We start from the raw sequence: 16,878 nt of genomic DNA on the forward strand, positions 1-16,878 counted from the left end.
AGGAGAACCGAATGGGCAGACCAAAAGGATCGAAGAATAAGCTGAAGGAAAAACAACCCGGCTTCATTTCCGAGCCCGGCGGCAGACTTAACGTCCGCGTTAGCCTGACGACGCGTGAGAGTTTAGTTCAACTCAAAGAAGACTTTGGTTTAAATACCCAGGAGGAAGTTTTGGAAAAGACGGTCTCAATCGTTATGGCGCTACGCAACGCGATAGCCTCATAGCTATACGTGATTATTTGAGCACGACTCATTAATGGCAAAAAGTAGGACTCAGGTAATTACTGTGAATTGAGCCTTTAAGAAAAAACACTTAAAGGCTCTAACCGGCTTACAGATAAACTAGCCTTGAGTTGGCATCTTGTAGAGCAGCCACCCGCATAACACTGAGATCGCAAAAGCCAACGCTCGCAGCGCCAATAGCTCCCTTTGAGCTCGTGTAAAAGATGCATCTTTTTCCAGGCAAGTGGGACATCCATGTTGATGCTGCGCTCTTTCACTTTGCACCACTTTTCCGACCTCTGGGACCGCAACAGGGCGCGCCTTGGCAGCGCTAGCCGCAATCCATTCCTCTAGTGTTTCTTTCACGGTTGAATAATGCTCAATCGGGAGCTCGCGAAAATACCGGATTCCAAAATCTTTCATAAAGATCTTATAAATCTCGACTTCCTTTTCACCGGAAATTGCCGACCATTCTTTCACTAATACGTTGATTCTTTTCCGCTGAAATTCAGTGATCCTTTGGGAATTTTCTGTTTCTTTTACGTCACTCGAATTCCGAGTCTCAGTGGTCGTGGGTCCGGTGACACTATGCACATCCCCATTGATCAGCTGAGAAACATTCCCCCGAATATTAATTTTTCTTACCATTCCTACCCTACTTCCCAAAAACAATCTTTAATGCAGCCTTCCGCCGACATCGCAAAGGCAATGTTCTAATTCACGAGAAATTAGAAATCTATTTCTTCTTAGACGGGGCTTTGACCATCTGAGGACCAACGACCTTTTTAAAGGTTTCGCCGTGAATTTGTTGCCCGACTCCGCCGTGGATGGTGATGTTCGCTCGGCCTTTGGGAGCGGGCGCAGATGTATTTGTATCGCTCGCTCCTTCGATCACGCCAAGGACGCGAGCCTTCGCACGAAGATCCAACTTCCGATATCCCACCAGAAGCTCCGACTCGTCTTCCGTCAACCCGTCGGAAGCCGGAACACCAAGTAACACATACTGAGTGTCAACACCAAGCGCTGCAACGGCAATTAGATAGTCCGCGCTTGGAAAGCGCTTGTCTTGCTCATAATTGATTTGCGCTCCCTTTTCCACCCCACCGACGGCAGCAAACTCCGGTTGAGTAAGGCCTAGGCGCTTACGCTCATCTTTTAATCTTTGACCAAAGGTACTCATTGCGCAAATATTTGTTTGACAGGTACGTTTTTGAGAACTAATATTCACGTCATTGCTAAGTGACGTGTACAACCAATTATCCCATATGCCTACTCTCTCCAAGCACGTATCCCGCCCCCATACCGATACTTCGGTGGCCGTTACCTTCCGCCTTGAAGCTGATGAAGAGCAAAGACTGGCTGAGTTGGCCCGCCAGGATTTACGCACGCGCTCTTCTTTTGTGCGTCTGCTGATCTTGCGCGGCATGGCGGCCTACGACAAAGACGTCAAGGCCCAACGGGCTTGAGCATCGGAGGCTGCCATGTACGACGATCCCCGCAAAATCCGTCATCGCCGCATCGTAGTGCGCGTCAACGACGACAACTACGACATCATGAAAGCCCTGGCCCAGTACCAGGGTGAAAACCTGGCCACGCTGGCTCATGATCTGTTGATGCATCAGGCCATCGCCCTGGCGCAATCCTATTCGATGCCGATCTTATCCGAGCAGAATGTGCAAGCCAAGGCGCTCACGAGCCACTTTTCAGTGCCTCGCAATGCCTGATCTCGAACTGCCGTTCACCCATCCTGCGTTAGTCGAAGCCTTGGAAGTGATCATGATGCGAGAAGGCTTCGACACGATTGAACAGGCCGCAGAGTTCGCTCTAGCGCAATCTGTTCGAGAAGGTATCAAACGTGTTACAGGCAAGGGGCGTGCACTCTATGCCATCAAGGGAAAGAAAACAACATGCGTGTAATCAGCCTGCCGTGCCCTCATTGTCAAAGCCCTGTGCGTGCAGCCAAAAGCCGGACCATGTCTACGCTGATGAAGGAAATCACCTATCGATGCCAGAACGTCGATTGCGGCCACACCTTCGTGGCCACGCTGGAGATTTCTCGTACCGTTTCCCTGTCGGCCATGCCCAATCCCGAGGTGAGCCTTCCCATCTCGCCCCGTGCGTACCTCGCCCCACAAGGAACAGGTACTGCCTGACTTGCTGCTGACCGCCTAGCCGGTCGCTGAACCCCAAATTGACTAAGACCTGTCGTGCGCCGTTTGGCGCACGCGGGATTCGCTCACCCTAAAGAAACCTCACATGGCTCTCGATCAGCAACAGACAACGCTTGCCCTCGCCTCGCTGCGGCTTCGCATGGGCGACGACATCAAGGAATTTCAATGCGCCCAACGCATGCTGCTGCGCAAAGCGGTGCTGCAGGACGAACTGCAGTGGAATGTAATCTGGCAAGGGAAGAACGTTATTTCGGCCCGCCTCGTCCAGCGCTTGCAGCGCCTCGGCGGTCTGATGGGGACATGGTAATGCGTACTGTGATCGCTCACGGCATCGCTGTGTTATTGCTGCTTGCTCCCTCACTTCTGGTGGCTCTCGGGCTGGTGCGGGGGTAATGATGCGCGGTGCACGAATTAAGGACCATGCGTCATTCCGTCCGGCATCGGACCTGCTGCGCGAGCGTGCGGCATGGGTGCCCACGCCTCCGGGCAACGAAGCCGCTAAGGCTGAGCTAGAGAAATCCATTTCGCTGCTGCGCAACCGGCGGCGGCCCAATCTCCAAACCGGCATTGCTTATTCCTGGGCGGCGATGGCAAAGCCAGTGCGCCGGCACATCCTGGCCCTGGCGGGCCTTTCGGCGGATCGCTGGGAATCTCCTATTCACTCCTTCACTGAAGCTGAACGCCTGGCCATGCGCCATGCGGTGCTGCGCGCCATTACGACGTATGAAAGAGCTCTCAATGCAGTCTAGAACAGTCGATGCGAAGACACGGCGTCGGCATCGGGCCTTCGTGGAGTCTCGGCAATTTGCCGGGGAGCTGGCACGTATTCCGCTGAAGTGGCGCGGACGTGTCGTGAGCCAGGCACTGGAACTGATGTCGGTATGGCACTGGAACAAGATTTTCGAACCGGTCGCCGTTCAGTTCGTCCGCGAATTCGCTGAGCAGTATGTGCCGGCCGGCGTGGATCTGTCGCAGGATGATGCCGATATTTGCGCCACGGCCGAGAAAGCCGCCGAGAACGTCAAAAAGGTCTTGTGGAAAGCGATTTCTGACACCCACGCACGCGACCTCATCGAGCAGGAGTGTAGTGACTACGGCATTGATATGCCTGAAGTGGATGATGACGATCTGCGCGCCATCATTGCGCGTGTCGTGGATCCGCGCTGGTGGCGCAGGCAACTGCGCAAGGTCGTCGGCCGCGCCTTTGAGGGTGGCAATATCCGCCTGGGCTACGTCCATTACCACGGTGAGCCCTATGCCAGTAACGATGCCGTACTCTCTCGGCTGGCGCAGAACAGAAGAAATGCAGCCGCGCTGGAAGCGACCATTGTGCGCAATGAGGCTGGGCAGGAATTCAGTATTGCCGAGCTGGCCGAGAAGACGACTGCGAACAAGACCATTCGTCGCGGCGAACTCATGCTGCGCATCAATGGTTTCGAGATCATTGCAAAGGAGTGCAACGATCAGGGTCTGTTCCTCACTTGGTCTTGCCCATCGCGCTTCCATGCCACGCTGCATACCGGCAAGCCGAATCCGAAATATGACGGGTCGGACCCGCGCACTGCCAATAAGTACCTCGGAAAGATGACAGCGCTGGCACGCTCGGCGCTGGCTCGCCGCGGCATCGGTCTGTACGGCTTCCGTATCGCTGAACCGCATCACGATGGTTGTCCTCACTGGCACATGCTGGTGTTCGTACGCGCGCTGCCGGACTACACCACACCGCACGTCAAGGACGTTGCCAGCCGCGCTATCCGCGTCATGAAGAGATACGCCTGGCGCGTGGATCGCGGCGAACCGGGCGCATTCAAGCGCCGCCTGGACGTGAAACGCATTGATTGGGCGAAAGGCAGTGCTGCTGGTTATATCGCTAAGTACGTGGCGAAGAACATCGATGGCGTGGCGGACCACAAGACCAAAGAAGGCTACCTCATCACCACCGATATGGCGGGTGATCGTGAGCTGACGCCCTCGGCCCGTGTGGAAGCTTGGGCCGCCCGCTGGGGTATTCGCCAGTTCCAGCAATGGGGTGGCGCACCTGTGAGCGTCTGGCGCGAGCTGCGCCGCGTGCCGGCAGAAATGGTCAAACAGGCTCCTCCGGCCATGGCCGCCGCATGGGATGCCGTACAAAAGGTCGAGGGCGAGAAGCGCGCGTGCTGGGCAAATTATCTGCGTGCACAGGGCGGCGCACTGGTGAAACGCGACGATCTCATGGTCACGCTGGCCAAGGAAACCAAGACTGTGACTGGCCGCTATGAAGAGTGCGAGCGGGTCATGCCCTATGGCGTCCAGTGCCGCCAGATGGTCGGTGTGGTTTTTAAGTCCGTTCGCCACACATGGACGCCAGTTCAAGGAGACGACGCCCGCGCACAGGCGGGTTCGGGGTTCCCTTGGACTCGTGTAAATAACTGTACGCAGCCCGCCGGGCCTGACTTTGCGGCGGATGTGTCCTTCGAACCGAAGACATCACCAGCGCCGGTCATGTTCAAGCCCGACCAGGCCGCGCAGATCAATCATGCCTGGCTCGCCTTGGGCGCATGCCCCTGGCCCCGGCCGGTGATAGACGACATGCCGACATGGCCAGGGCCAGCCATGACCGCCGATGAACAGCGCCGAGCCCTTGCCGCCTGGGATGCCATCAAGGCGTGCCCCTGGCCACGCGTGGTGCCTGTGCCGGACAAGTCACCGCGCCTCGGCACGCCGCGTCAGGTGGCCGACTGGCGCGCCGGCCGGCTCGATGTAACCGAACTTCCGATTGATACCAACCCAACGAAAGGGAACGCCCCATGACCGCGTTTCGTGTCGTCGTGCGCACTGCCAGCGCACGCCATTCTTACACCGCCATCGCAGCCCATAGCTGCGACGTGATCGCCGCCGCCGTCGATCGCTTTGGCGTGTGTTCCGTTACGGCCATTCAGGAGAACCAGAAGTGAACGCAACCACAACCACCAATCCCGCCCTGTCTTACCGCGCCGAAGGCTACGCTGCCAAGTATTTCGCCAAGCAGCCGAAACAGCGTGATTTCGTCATGCTGCCACCGCAGGCCCTGGACCGCATTACGTTCAACACACCCGATGACGGCGTGCTGGCAGGCTATGTGTCGATCATTCGTCAGCACCTGGGGAACGGCGAGCGGTTCGCCTGGGTGGAGCTGGATAACGAGCCGTCCGGAATGTTTCGTGGCGTCCCGCTGGCAGACATCCTCACTTGCGATGATGCTGGTGATCGACGTCGCAATACTCCGAACGGCAAGGCTAGACGTCTCTGCCTGAGCGACTACAGCGCCAATCTCATCGACAGGGGGAGAATCCATGCCAGGGATTAAAAGCCTCACTGCCTTGCCAGCTTCTCCTGATGCTGACCGAAAAAGAGGTGACTGCATCGCGGCAACAGGATTTTGAATACGGGCCGACGCATGACGTAAAGAACACCACCCGCTGGGGAGTTGAGAAACCTCCGCTGATTGAAACTCCGCCCGAGGCATTTTGCTACGTATGGGAAAGCATTGGCGACGCGGGAAGCTGGGATAGAAACCCGTGGGTATGGGTGATTGAATTTCAAAGGATCAAATAATGACTATCGTTACGAAACTGCCGGAGATGAGTGGGCCGCTCCTGTATCGCATCAACGTCGCAGAGGCCAAATTGGGGGTCTCGCGTGCCACGATCTATCGCCTGGCTAAAGAAGGCACCCTAGAACTAGTAAAGATCGGCAAGCGTTCCAGTGGCATCACAGCTGCAAGCATTGCTGCCATGATCGAGAAGAACAAGGTCAGCTGCTGATGCTATAGTGGCGCCTTAGCAACACTTTGCGCGCGCGTCCAAGCCTTCGAGGGTGGGTAGCTAGGTGGGTAGCTAGACAGATTCTTCAGCTACCCATACCGCGCAAATCAGCACTAGATAAGGACTTTGCATATACCATGAAAATCGCCACCTGGAACGTCAACTCCCTCAAGGTCCGCCTGCCGCAAGTGCTGAAATGGCTGGAAGAAAACCCGGTCGACGTGCTCTGCCTGCAGGAAACCAAACTGACCGACGACAAGTTCCCCGCAGCCGAGATCGCCGCCGCCGGCTACCTGGTCGAGTTCTCAGGCCAGAAGACCTACAACGGCGTGGCCATCCTGTCGCGCCATCCGATGACCGACGTGGTCAAGAACAATCCGCTCTTCCCCGACGAACAGCAGCGCATCATCGCCGCCACCATCGAAGGCGTGCGCTATGTCTGTGCCTACATTCCCAACGGCCAGTCGCTGGAATCCGAAAAGTATCCCTACAAGCTCAGCTGGCTGGCCGCCCTGCACGAATGGCTGGCCCAGGAAAAGGCGAAGAACCCGCGCCTGGCCCTGCTGGGCGACTACAACATCGCCCCCGAAGACCGCGACGTGCATGACCCGGTCGCCTGGCAAGGGCAGGTGCTGGTCTCCGAACCGGAACGTGAAGCCTTCCGCAAACTACAGGCCCTGGGCCTGACGGATTCCTATCGCCTCTTCGAACAACCGGAAAAGATGTACAGCTGGTGGGACTACCGCCAGATGGGCTTCCGCCTCAACCGCGGCCTGCGCATCGACCACATCCTGCTGTCTGAAGAACTGGTGCCGCGCTGCACCGCCTGCGTCATCGACAAGGTCCCGCGCAAGTGGGAACAACCCTCGGATCACGCACCGGTGATCGCCACCCTGGCGGACTGAGGCACATACCCCTCCAGCCATAAAAAAAAACGGCAAATGATTTATATCATTTGCCGTTTTGCGTTCAAGCGCATGAGGATTTATTCAACACCACCTTCAGGTGGCGTTTGTTCTTTCTTGTTGCGCATGTTCTTCTCGAACTGCACATCCAGCTTGCTCACGCGCTTGGCCTTTTGCGGTCCCTGGCCATTGACGAAGCGCACGAAATCATCCAGCTCCATGGCCTCGTTGAGCTTCTCCAGCGGCTGCCCGGCCACGCGCCGGGTCAGGATGAAACGTTCATCGGAGGTGCGCAGCATGGAGTACTCGCGCGATTCGGTACGTTCGTTCAGGCGCTCGATGGCGCTGGCGGCTCGGGTCGATCTCATCATTGGGCCTCTTGCAGTTTGAGTTGCCAGTATCCCACGTCGATCCAGCGTCCCATCTTGTAACCCACTTCCGTAAAGACGCCACAGGCCACGAAGCCCACGCTCTCATGCAGCGCCACGCTGGCCGGATTGGGCTGGGCAATGCCCCCGATGACCAGATGCACGCCCAGGGGCTTCAACTGCGCAATGAGTTCGCGATAAAGCTGCTTGCCAATGCCGCGTCCGCCCGCATCGTGGCGCAGGTAGACCGAGCTCTCCACCGAGTGCCGGTAAGCCGCACGCGGCTTCCACTTGCTGGCATAGGCATAGCCGAGCACCTCGCCCTGCTCTTCAAAGACCAGCCAGGGGAAATCAGCCTGCACATCGGCAATGCGCGCGGCCATGGTCTCGACGCTGACCGCTTCGGTCTCGAAGCTGATCACGGTGGTCTGCACGTAATGGTTGTAGATGCCGCAGAGGGCGGGAGCATCGGCAGCGGTGGCCGGGCGGATGGTGGGCGACATGGGCGGGACGCAATCGTGGAAAAGCGAAAGCCGTCAGTGTAACCAAATTACGCCAGGCACGGCGTCCCTGCTCCGCTGCAGGGACGCCGTGCCTTCATGAGGGAAGTGCGAGTCACTCCTTGATGACCGCCCGCACCTGCTCCAGCGCCGCCGGATCCTCGATGGTGGGCAGGTCGCCCGGATCGCGTCCTTCGCAGATGGACTGGATGGCCCGGCGCAAGAGCTTGCCCGAACGCGTCTTGGGCAAGCCGCTGACGAAAAACACCCGCGCTGGGCGGCCCACTGCGCCGATCTGCTTGTCCACCACGCCCATGATTTCCGCTTCCAGCGCACGGCGCCCCTCGGGCGTGGCAATCGCATCGGCCTGCTTGGGAATGGCGAAGGCAATCGCGACTTGCCCCTTGAGCTTGTCTTCCACGCCGACCACGGCCACCTCGGAGACGTTGGGATGGCTGGAGATGCTCTCCTCGATTTCGCGCGTGCCCAGCCGATGGCCAGCCACGTTGATGACGTCATCGGTGCGGCCCAGGATGAAGTAGTAACCGTCCTTGTCCCTGATGCCCCAGTCGAAGGTCGAGTAGACCTCGCGCGGCAGGCTGCGCCAGTAGGTGTTGACGAAGCGCTCATCGTCGCCATAGACGGTCTGCATGCAGCCCGGCGGCAGCGGGCCTTCAATGGCCACCACGCCCTTCTCGTCAGCCGCGCAAGGCTCGCCGGTCGCTTCGTTCAGGATGGCCAGCCGATAGCCCGGCATCGGCACCCCGGGACTGCCCAGGCGCGTGGGCTTGTCGCTGATGCCCTTGGCAATCGAGATGATGGGCCAGCCCGATTCGGTCTGCCAGTAGTTATCGATGACCGGCACCTTCAGCGCGCCCGAGATCCAGCTCGACGTCGTTTCATCCAGCGGCTCGCCGGCCAGATAAAGCGCCTTGAGCGAGGACGTGTCGTAGCGCTCCATGCATTCGGCCGGCTGTTTCTTCAGTACGCGGATGGCCGTCGGTGCGGAGAACATGCGCGTGACCTTGTATTTCTCGACGATGCTCCACCAGATGCCCGCATCGGGCCGGATCGGCAAGCCTTCATAAAGCACCGTCGCCATGCCCGCAATGAGCGGCCCGTAGACGATGTAGGAGTGGCCCACTACCCAGCCAATATCGGAGGTGCAGAAGTAGGTCTCGCCCGGCTTGCCGCAGAAGATGTGTTGCATGGACGAGGCCAGCGCCACCGCGTAGCCGCCCACGTCGCGCTGCACGCCCTTGGGCTTGCCGGTGGTACCGGAGGTATAGAGCACGTAGCTGGTTTCATTCGATTCCAGCCAGGCCACCGGCACCGGCTGGTCCAGGTGTTGTTCACGCAAGGGCGCGTAATCGACGTCGCGTTGCGCCGTGCGCGCCATCTCCGCCAGACCGCGATCCACCAGCAAGACCTTCTGCGGCTTGTGCTGCGCCAGGTTGATCGCTTCGTCCAGCAAACCCTTGTACGGAATCACCTTGCCGCCACGCGAACCGGCATCAGCCGAGACGATCAGGATCGGCTGCGCATCATCGATGCGCGAGGCCAGGCTGTTGGAGGCAAAGCCGCCGAACACCACCGAATGCACCGCACCGATGCGGGCGCAGGCCAGCATGGCGAAGACCGCCTCGGCGATCATCGGCATGTAGATCAGCACGCGGTCGCCGCGCCGCACGCCCAGCGACAGCATGGTGGCGGCCATGGCCTGCACTTCGCGATGCAGCTCGGCGAAGTCGTAGACGCGTTCGGTGTTGGTCTCGGTGGAGATGGCGATCAGCGCCGCCTGATGCGGCCGCTCGCCCAGATGGCGATCCACCGCGTTGTGGCAAAGATTGGTGGTGCCGCCGATGAACCAGCGCGCAAACGGTGCGCGGGAATAATCGAGCGTGCGGGTGAACGGTTTGTCCCAATGAATGCGCTGCGCTTCTTCTGCCCAATAGGCTTCAGGCTGCTCGATGGAACGGCGATAGAAATCCTCGTATTGCATGACGTCTCCTCATGTCTCTCGAATTGAAAACCGCTGTCGGCCTTGCGCAGCGTGGCTTGCAGGCCGATGGTCGCGTGGCTCTGGTGCATGGGCAAAAACCTGTTTGCCATGCGTGGCCCTCATGCGACGATGAAACCAGTCTTGCACCTGAATCTTACGAGGGGCTGAATCCGCCGCTTGCATCAGCGGTCTTCGATGATTCAAATCAAGCAGGAGCGATGCCGACAGCAAGACGCCATCGGCATGACAAGGGAGGAGGAAATGCGAGGTGGAAAGAACGCGCCGACGTCAGACCTGCACGACGGCGCGGCGCTGCATTGTCAGCGCGTGCGGCAGTCGTTGGCCAGCTGCTGCCCGACCTTGGAATTGAGCAGCATGGACTTCGACGGGATCTGGATCCACACCAGGCCTTCGCCCTTGTTCTCCAGACGCACTGCACCGGTCGAGGTGCTGACCGGGTTCATCATGTAACTGCTGCCCTTCCACACCAGCGTGACGCCATCGGTCACGCGGCCATCCATGCGGATTTCGACCTTGTTGCCCATCTCGCAGCTGAAGGCACCGGTCTTCAATTGCGTGGCCCAGCTCGGCTGTGTGGCAGCGGGCGACTGCAGCAGCTGCGGCAGCACCGGCTTGGTCTCGGTGACCGGCACGGGCGTGGAAGAACAGGCGGACAGGGCAACAGCCACAGCACCGGCCAGTGCGAAGGAAGTCAGGGGCAATGCAGAAAGACGGCGGGAAACGATGGCAGCAATCATCGGATGATCCATGGAGAGTCAGGGGTGGACGCGGGGGTGAAAAAGATCCGACCGCATCTTAGCAAGTTATTGCATCTGACTCGACCACATGTAACGCTTGTTACAAATCTGCCTGCGCACTGCCACTGTCCCGGGGAATGCTGCGGCCGACACGCGCCGGCCGCCGCTTCCTTCTTCTTGCTGCTCCCTCTCCCTCTCTTGCCCCTCATGCCCGCGCCATCCGCTGATGACTCAACTGCGCGGGCACTTCGTCTTGCTTGGTCTTACTTGCGCTTGCTGATCGGCACGAACTTCAGGTCTTCCGGTCCCACGTAGTTGGCCGAGGGGCGGATGATCTTGTTGTCGATGCGCTGTTCGATGATGTGCGCCGCCCAGCCCGAGGTGCGGGCAATGACGAACAGCGGCGTGAACATCGCTGTCGGTACGCCCATCATGTGGTAGGACACGGCCGAGAACCAGTCCAGGTTGGGGAACATCTTCTTGATGTCCCACATGACCGTTTCCAGGCGTTCGGCGATGTCGAACATCTTGGTCGAACCAGCTTCCTTGGAGAGCTTGCGCGCCACTTCCTTGATGACCTTGTTGCGCGGGTCGGAGATGGTGTAGACCGGGTGGCCGAAACCGATCACCACTTCCTTGTTCTCGACGCGGCGGCGGATGTCGGCCTCGGCTTCGTCGGGGTTGTCGTAGCGCTTCTGGATCTCGAAGGCCACTTCATTGGCGCCGCCGTGCTTGGGGCCGCGCAGTGCGCCGATGGCACCGGTGATGGCCGAATACATGTCCGAACCGGTGCCGGCGATGACGCGGCCGGTGAAGGTGGAGGCGTTGAATTCGTGTTCCGCGTACAGGATCAGCGAGGTGTGCATGGCCTTCTCCCAGGCGTCGGAAGGCTTCTCGCCGTGCAGCAGGTGCAGGAAGTGCGCGCCGATGGAATCGTCATCGGTCTCCACTTCGATGCGGTTGCCGTTGTGGCTGTAGTGATACCAGTACAGCAGCATGGAACCGAGCGACGCCATCAGGCGGTCGGCGATGTCGCGCGCGCCGGGGGTGTTGTGGTCATCCTTCTCCGGCAGCACGCAACCCAGCGCCGAGACGCCGGTGCGCATCACGTCCATCGGATGCGAGGCCGCAGGCAGCCATTCCAGCGCCGCCTTGACGTTGGCCGGCAGACCGCGCAGGGCCTTGAGCTTGGCCTTGTAGGCGCGCAGTTCGGCGGCGGTGGGCAGCTTGCCGTGCACCAGCAGGTGAGCGATTTCCTCGAACTCGCAGCTGTCGGCCACGTCCAGGATGTCGTAGCCGCGATAGTGCAGGTCATTGCCGGTCTTGCCGACGGTACACAGGGCGGTGTTGCCGGCGGTCACGCCAGAGAGGGCAACGGATTTCTTGGGCTTGAAACCGGGGGCTTGCTGATCGCTCATCGTGTTCTCCTCGTAGTCTGTATTGGCTCGAAACTGATTATCGGAAGGGGGTATTCGGTCTTGCGGTAATGTTTTACTTGTTCTTCTGCTGGGCAAACAGCGCATCCAGACGCTGCTCGTAGCTGTGGTAATCGATGCGGTCATAGAGCTCCATGCGGGTCTGCATGGTATCGACCACGTTCTTCTGGGTGCCGTCGCGGCGAATCGCCTGGTAGACGTTTTCGGCGGCCTTGTTCATGGCGCGGAAGGCCGAGAGCGGATAGAGCACCAGGCCCACATCGGCCTCCTTCAATTCGTCGACGGTGAACAGCGGCGTCGAGCCGAATTCGGTGATGTTGGCCAGGATCGGCACCTTCACCGCATTGGCGAACTGCTTGTACATGGCGAGGTCGGTGATGGCTTCCGGGAAGATCATGTCGGCACCGGCTTCGACGCAGGCCACGGCGCGCTCGATGGCGGCGTCCAGCCCTTCGACCGCCAGCGCATCGGTGCGCGCCATGATGACGAAGTTCTCATCGGTACGGGCATCGACGGCGGCCTTGATGCGGTCCACCATTTCCTGTTTGGTGACGATTTCCTTGTTGGGACGATGGCCGCAGCGCTTGGCGCCGACCTGGTCTTCGATGTGCATGGCGGCCGCGCCGAACTTGATCATGGACTTCACGGTGCGCGCCACGTTGAAGGCCGAGGCACCGAATCCGGTATCGACGTCCACCAGCAGCGGCAGGTCGCACACGTCAGTGATGCGGCGCACGTCGGTGAGCACGTCATCCAGGTTGGAGATGCCCAGGTCAGGCAGGCCCAGCGAACCCGCAGCCACGCCGCCGCCGGACAGGTAGATCGCGCGGAAGCCGGCACGCTTGGCCAGCAGGGCGTGATTGGCGTTGATCGCGCCGATGACTTGCAAGGGGGATTCTTCCTGGACGGCCTGGCGGAACGCTGCGCCTGCGGAGTGGAGAGCCATGGTGAACACCTTCTCGATGAGGTTGAAATACGGAAAGTCTGGATTGCCTGACTGCGGCGGGCGGGGCTGCATCACACCCGTCCTGCGACATGTGCGTTCACCATTGCAACGGCCGTGCCATCGCAGTGCAGCATTGCATGGCGCAAGGCATGAAAAAACCTTCATATCGTCTGAAACCAGCGCCGGACAAGGCTGGCAGGCTTCCCTTCCGGTGCGCTCTCCGGGCGTACCCGCCTTCTGTCGGGTTGATGTTCCACAACCTTGGCCGTTTCATCAGTGTTACATTAACGTTTCACAGAAACGCCGCGAACGCCCACCATGAAACGCCCTGCTCCCGCTGACCGCCTGGCCGACAAGCCCGTGATCTGGACCGTGTCCGTGTCGCGCCTCTCCGAACTCTTCCGCGACATCACGCTGGAATTCGACGGCGTGGCCGATATCGAGCCCATACATCTGGGCTTCGACGAGGCCGTGCGCGCCATCCGCGAGCGCCTGGCCAGCGAGCGCTGCGACGTGGTGATCTCGGCCGGCTCCAACGGTGCCTATCTCAAAAGCCGCCTGCCAGTGCCGGTGGTGGTGGCGCGCGCCAGCGGCTTCGACGTGATGCAGGCACTGGCCCGTGCCCGCCAGATCAGCGCGCGCATCGGGCTGGTCACTTATCAGGAGGCGATGCCGGCCCTAACCGAATTCCAGCAGATGTTCGGACTCGACATTGCCCAGCGCACCTATGCCACCGAAGAAGACGCGCGCGCCGTAGTGCAGGAACTGAAAGCCGGCGGCGTGCAGGCGGTGGTCGGGGCCGGGCTCATCACCGACCTGGCCGAGGAAGCGGGGATGCAGGGGATCTTCCTCTACTCCTCGGCCACGGTGCGGCAGGCCTTTGAAGATGCGCTGGAACTGGCGCGGCTGACGCAACTGGAAAGCACGCGCGGCCCCAGCCTGCCGGTGGCCGACAGCCTGCGCGCACGGCATCACCTCAAGGATCTGCGAGGCGATTCGGAGGTGATGGAAACGGTGCGTCAGTCGATCACGCTCTTTGCGCGCTCGCCGGCCAATGTACTGATCCAGGGCGAGACCGGCACCGGCAAGGAACTGGCGGCACAAGCCATCCATCGTGCTCATCCGCGCATGCAGGGCAAGACCCAGGCAGCCCACCCTTTCGTGGCCATCAATTGCGGCGCACTGGCCGAATCGCTGCTGGAATCCGAACTGTTCGGTTATGAGGAAGGCGCTTTCACCGGGTCGCGCCGTGGCGGACGGGCCGGTGTCTTTGAAGCGGCCCATCGCGGCACGCTGCTGCTCGATGAAATTGGCGAGATGCCGCTGCCGCTGCAGACGCGATTGCTGCGCGTGCTGGAAGAGCGCGAAGTCGTGCGCGTGGGCGGCACGCGGCCCATTGCGGTCCAGGTGCGCATCATCAGCGCCACCCACTGCGATCTGGAAGCGCGGGTGCGTGAAGGACGTTTTCGCGCAGACCTGTATTACCGGCTCAGCGTACTGCGTTTGCAGTTGCCGCCCTTGCGGGCGCGCCGCGAGGATATTGCCGCACTGGCTGAATGGCATCTCAAGCATGCGCTGGCGGCACTGGATACGCGGCCGCACGCCAACCTGGGCGCGGAGCTGCTGCGCTGTGCGCCACTGCTGGCCGCGTATGACTGGCCGGGCAATGTGCGCGAGCTGCGCAACCTGATGGAACGGCTGGCCTTGTTCCTGGCCGCAGAGCCGCTGCAGGCGCTGACACCCGCGCTGATCCAGCGGGTGGCGCCGGAGCTGGCGGGGATGGCGCAGCCGCTGCTGTCGAACACGGCGGAAACGGTGGCACCCCATGAGCTGATCACGTCCGACATCGTCCCCGACGCTGATGCCATTGAAGCTGCACTGCGCCGCTTCCGTGGCAACCGTGCCGCGGCTGCGCGCCATCTCGGGATCAGCCGCACGACCTTGTGGCGCAAGCTCAAGGAAACGGAAGCGCAGAACAGGGAGCCATCATGAGGCTGCGGGCACGGGAAACGAGAAAATGATTTCGCAAAATCAGGTGCGCGTCCTGCCTCCTGATAATCCCCCGCACTGCGCCTTGACAGTGCCGCATCGCGCCGCCTATCCTCGCCCGCTGTAACGGCCCCGGCCGTCACAGGGAGCCCACAACCATCCATACACAGCCAGGCAGCCTTCTGCTCCGCCAGGGTCAGAACGGCGTGCTGCTCCTCCATCCACGTATCCATCAGGGAGTCTCCATGACCAGCAACACCGCGGCGCCTGGCGCCGGCACCACGCATCCGCAAGCGCGGCGTGCGATCATCTCGTCCTCCATCGGCAATGCGCTCGAATGGTTCGACATCCTCATCTATGGCGCTTTCGCCGTGGTCATCGCCAAGCAGTTCTTCCCGACCGGCGACGACAGCGTCTCGCTGCTGCTGACCTTCGCCACCTTCGGCGTCTCCTTCTTCATGCGTCCGCTGGGCGCGGTGGTGCTGGGTGCCTATTCCGACCGCGCAGGCCGCAAGGCGGCGCTGATGCTGTCCATCATGCTGATGACGGTCGGCACGGCGATGATCGCCTTCATGCCCAGCTACGCCAGCATCGGCCTGCTGGCGCCGGCCGGCATCGCACTGGGCAAGATGATCCAGGGCTTCTCCGCCGGTGGCGAGTTCGGCAGCTCCACCGCCTTCCTGGTGGAACATGCCCCGCATCGCCGTGGTTTCTTCTCCAGCTGGCAGGTGGCCAGCCAGGGCATCAGCCTGCTGCTGGCGGCCATCTTCGGCGCCGTGCTCAACAACATGCTCACGCCCGAGCAACTGGCCTCGTGGGGCTGGCGCGTGCCGTTCATCTTCGGCTTGCTGATCGCACCGGCCGGCATCTACATCCGCCGCCATCTGGATGAAGCACCCGAGTTCAAGGAATCCAGCGAAAAGACCGATGCGCCCCTGCGCGATACCTTCGCCCACCAGAAGATGCGCCTCTTGATCGGTGCCGGCAGCGTCATCATGGCGACCGTCTCGGTGTACCTGTCGCTGTATATCCCGACCTATGCGGTCAAGCAGCTGGGCCTGCCGGCCTGGTCCTCGTTTGCCGCCATGTCGGTGGCCGGCCTGATCATGTTCATCGGCTCGCCGCTGGTGGGCGCGATGTCCGACAAGATCGGCCGCACGCCCTTCATGATCACCAGCAGCGCGCTGTACATCGTGCTGACCTATCCGATGTTCGTGTTCCTGACCAACTCGCCGGGCTTCCTGCAACTGCTGTTGCTGCAGACCGTCATCGGCGTGCTCATGACCATGTATTTCGCCTCCATGCCGGCCCTGCTGGCCGACATCTTCCCGGTGGCCACGCGCGGCACCGGCATGTCGCTGGCGTATAACATCGCCGTCACCATCTTCGGCGGCTTCGCCGGCCTCATCATCACCTGGCTGATCGACTTCACCGGCAACAAGCTGTCGGTGAGCTACTTCGTCATCTTCGGCGCAGTGCTGAGCCTGATCGCCACGCTGGCCGCGCGCTTCGTGTTGCGCCTGCGCTGACCGACAACAGATAAATGATATAAATCATTTACTGCTTTTTCAGCGGATCGGCAGGCGCTGCTGCAGCGACTTCCGCTCCGTACATGGCACATCCGCCAAATGGCCAGGATCACCCGATCCTGGCCATTTTTCTTGATGGACTCGTCACGGGTGCACACCACGCAATTTGTCAGTTTTGATCGAGATGCGGTGGCACTTCGGTCAACTTGTTGCCAATCCATATTTATGCATTGATAAGCATAATTGAAAGAGTGTTTCCGTTTGGCGTCAT

General features: G+C 60.4%; 23 protein-coding genes. 15 read left to right on the forward strand and 8 right to left on the reverse strand.

Annotated elements, in window-relative coordinates; all coding sequences use genetic code 11:
• Positions 1–11: 11 nt before the first annotated feature.
• A complete protein-coding gene (locus JOD78_RS07095; RefSeq protein WP_209566970.1) occupies positions 12–224 on the forward strand; it encodes a hypothetical protein in 213 nt (70 codons plus the stop codon).
• Positions 225–341: 117 nt separating this feature from the next.
• Here the strand turns inward: JOD78_RS07095 and JOD78_RS07100 are convergent, their stop codons facing one another.
• On the reverse strand, positions 342–869 hold the full coding sequence (locus tag JOD78_RS07100) for a hypothetical protein (RefSeq protein ID WP_209566972.1): 528 nt from the start codon (positions 867–869) through the stop codon (positions 342–344).
• Positions 870–957: 88 nt separating this feature from the next.
• The gene (locus JOD78_RS07105) at positions 958–1,401 is read right to left on the reverse strand and encodes a helix-turn-helix transcriptional regulator (protein ID WP_209567649.1); all 444 of its coding nucleotides are present in this window, start codon (positions 1,399–1,401) and stop codon (positions 958–960) included.
• Positions 1,402–1,486: 85 nt separating this feature from the next.
• On the opposite strand from JOD78_RS07105, the gene JOD78_RS07110 reads away from it, so the two are divergent.
• The 12 genes from JOD78_RS07110 to xth all read left to right on the forward strand — a co-directional run bounded on the left by JOD78_RS07110 (position 1,487) and on the right by xth (position 7,079).
• Positions 1,487–1,687 carry a hypothetical protein gene (locus tag JOD78_RS07110; protein WP_209566974.1) on the forward strand — a complete coding sequence of 67 codons (201 nt, stop codon included), beginning with the start codon at positions 1,487–1,489 and terminating at the stop codon, positions 1,685–1,687.
• A 15-nt stretch (positions 1,688–1,702) separates the two neighbouring features.
• Positions 1,703–1,945, forward strand: coding sequence for a hypothetical protein (locus JOD78_RS07115; RefSeq protein WP_006461600.1), 243 nt, complete (start codon positions 1,703–1,705; stop codon positions 1,943–1,945).
• Complete coding sequence (locus tag JOD78_RS07120; RefSeq protein ID WP_209566976.1) at positions 1,938–2,138, forward strand: hypothetical protein; 201 nt, start codon at positions 1,938–1,940, stop codon at positions 2,136–2,138. Before JOD78_RS07115 ends, JOD78_RS07120 begins: the two co-directional genes overlap by 8 nt.
• Entirely contained in the window at positions 2,129–2,374 is a 246-nt protein-coding gene (locus JOD78_RS07125; protein ID WP_006465440.1) for an ogr/Delta-like zinc finger family protein, read from the forward strand. The genes JOD78_RS07120 and JOD78_RS07125 overlap by 10 nt, the downstream gene beginning before the upstream one ends.
• A 103-nt stretch (positions 2,375–2,477) precedes the next feature.
• A complete protein-coding gene (locus JOD78_RS07130; protein WP_209566979.1) occupies positions 2,478–2,699 on the forward strand; it encodes a hypothetical protein in 222 nt (73 codons plus the stop codon).
• A gap of 85 nt (positions 2,700–2,784) precedes the next feature.
• On the forward strand, positions 2,785–3,141 hold the full coding sequence (locus JOD78_RS07135) for a hypothetical protein (protein ID WP_245201993.1): 357 nt from the start codon (positions 2,785–2,787) through the stop codon (positions 3,139–3,141).
• The gene (locus JOD78_RS07140) at positions 3,131–5,182 is read left to right on the forward strand and encodes a replication endonuclease (RefSeq protein ID WP_209566981.1); all 2,052 of its coding nucleotides are present in this window, start codon (positions 3,131–3,133) and stop codon (positions 5,180–5,182) included. Before JOD78_RS07135 ends, JOD78_RS07140 begins: the two co-directional genes overlap by 11 nt.
• Positions 5,179–5,325 carry a hypothetical protein gene (locus tag JOD78_RS07145; RefSeq protein WP_008331387.1) on the forward strand — a complete coding sequence of 49 codons (147 nt, stop codon included), beginning with the start codon at positions 5,179–5,181 and terminating at the stop codon, positions 5,323–5,325. The genes JOD78_RS07140 and JOD78_RS07145 overlap by 4 nt, the downstream gene beginning before the upstream one ends.
• On the forward strand, positions 5,322–5,717 hold the full coding sequence (locus JOD78_RS07150; protein WP_348534253.1) for a hypothetical protein: 396 nt from the start codon (positions 5,322–5,324) through the stop codon (positions 5,715–5,717). Before JOD78_RS07145 ends, JOD78_RS07150 begins: the two co-directional genes overlap by 4 nt.
• 29 nt (positions 5,718–5,746) lie before the next feature.
• Positions 5,747–5,965: a hypothetical protein gene (locus tag JOD78_RS07155; protein ID WP_204725669.1), complete on the forward strand. Its 219-nt coding sequence runs from the start codon at positions 5,747–5,749 to the stop codon at positions 5,963–5,965.
• Positions 5,965–6,174, forward strand: a complete 210-nt coding sequence (locus JOD78_RS07160; RefSeq protein WP_245201994.1) for a helix-turn-helix domain-containing protein — start codon at positions 5,965–5,967, stop codon at positions 6,172–6,174. Before JOD78_RS07155 ends, JOD78_RS07160 begins: the two co-directional genes overlap by 1 nt.
• Positions 6,175–6,311: 137 nt before the next feature.
• Positions 6,312–7,079: an exodeoxyribonuclease III gene (xth, locus tag JOD78_RS07165; RefSeq protein WP_088756982.1), complete on the forward strand. Its 768-nt coding sequence runs from the start codon at positions 6,312–6,314 to the stop codon at positions 7,077–7,079.
• Between the two features lie 80 nt (positions 7,080–7,159).
• On the opposite strand, the gene JOD78_RS07170 is transcribed toward xth, so the two are convergent.
• The 6 genes from JOD78_RS07170 to prpB all read right to left on the reverse strand — a co-directional run bounded on the left by JOD78_RS07170 (position 7,160) and on the right by prpB (position 13,089).
• Positions 7,160–7,447 carry a hypothetical protein gene (locus JOD78_RS07170; RefSeq protein ID WP_209567655.1) on the reverse strand — a complete coding sequence of 96 codons (288 nt, stop codon included), beginning with the start codon at positions 7,445–7,447 and terminating at the stop codon, positions 7,160–7,162.
• A complete protein-coding gene (locus JOD78_RS07175; RefSeq protein ID WP_134136096.1) occupies positions 7,447–7,950 on the reverse strand; it encodes an arsinothricin resistance N-acetyltransferase ArsN1 family B in 504 nt (167 codons plus the stop codon). Before JOD78_RS07175 ends, JOD78_RS07170 begins: the two co-directional genes overlap by 1 nt.
• A gap of 112 nt (positions 7,951–8,062) precedes the next feature.
• The gene (locus JOD78_RS07180; protein ID WP_209566983.1) at positions 8,063–9,949 is read right to left on the reverse strand and encodes a propionate--CoA ligase; all 1,887 of its coding nucleotides are present in this window, start codon (positions 9,947–9,949) and stop codon (positions 8,063–8,065) included.
• A gap of 320 nt (positions 9,950–10,269) precedes the next feature.
• A complete protein-coding gene (locus tag JOD78_RS07185; protein ID WP_121042344.1) occupies positions 10,270–10,707 on the reverse strand; it encodes a hypothetical protein in 438 nt (145 codons plus the stop codon).
• Positions 10,708–10,970: 263 nt separating this feature from the next.
• Complete coding sequence (gene prpC / locus JOD78_RS07190) at positions 10,971–12,125, reverse strand: 2-methylcitrate synthase (protein WP_039784877.1); 1,155 nt, start codon at positions 12,123–12,125, stop codon at positions 10,971–10,973.
• A gap of 73 nt (positions 12,126–12,198) precedes the next feature.
• On the reverse strand, positions 12,199–13,089 hold the full coding sequence (gene prpB / locus JOD78_RS07195; protein ID WP_134224131.1) for a methylisocitrate lyase: 891 nt from the start codon (positions 13,087–13,089) through the stop codon (positions 12,199–12,201).
• Positions 13,090–13,407: 318 nt separating this feature from the next.
• Between prpB and prpR the strand changes: the two genes are divergently transcribed.
• Together prpR and JOD78_RS07205 are read left to right on the forward strand one after the other, a co-directional pair.
• Positions 13,408–15,081 (forward strand): propionate catabolism operon regulatory protein PrpR, encoded by a 1,674-nt coding sequence (gene prpR / locus JOD78_RS07200; RefSeq protein ID WP_209566985.1) that lies wholly within the window; start codon positions 13,408–13,410, stop codon positions 15,079–15,081.
• A 242-nt stretch (positions 15,082–15,323) separates the two neighbouring features.
• Positions 15,324–16,607 (forward strand): MFS transporter, encoded by a 1,284-nt coding sequence (locus JOD78_RS07205; protein ID WP_121042112.1) that lies wholly within the window; start codon positions 15,324–15,326, stop codon positions 16,605–16,607.
• Positions 16,608–16,878 lie beyond the last annotated feature (271 nt).

This window comes from Herbaspirillum sp. 1130 (assembly GCF_017833835.1).
Classification (GTDB): Bacteria; Pseudomonadota; Gammaproteobacteria; order Burkholderiales; family Burkholderiaceae_D; genus Herbaspirillum; species Herbaspirillum huttiense.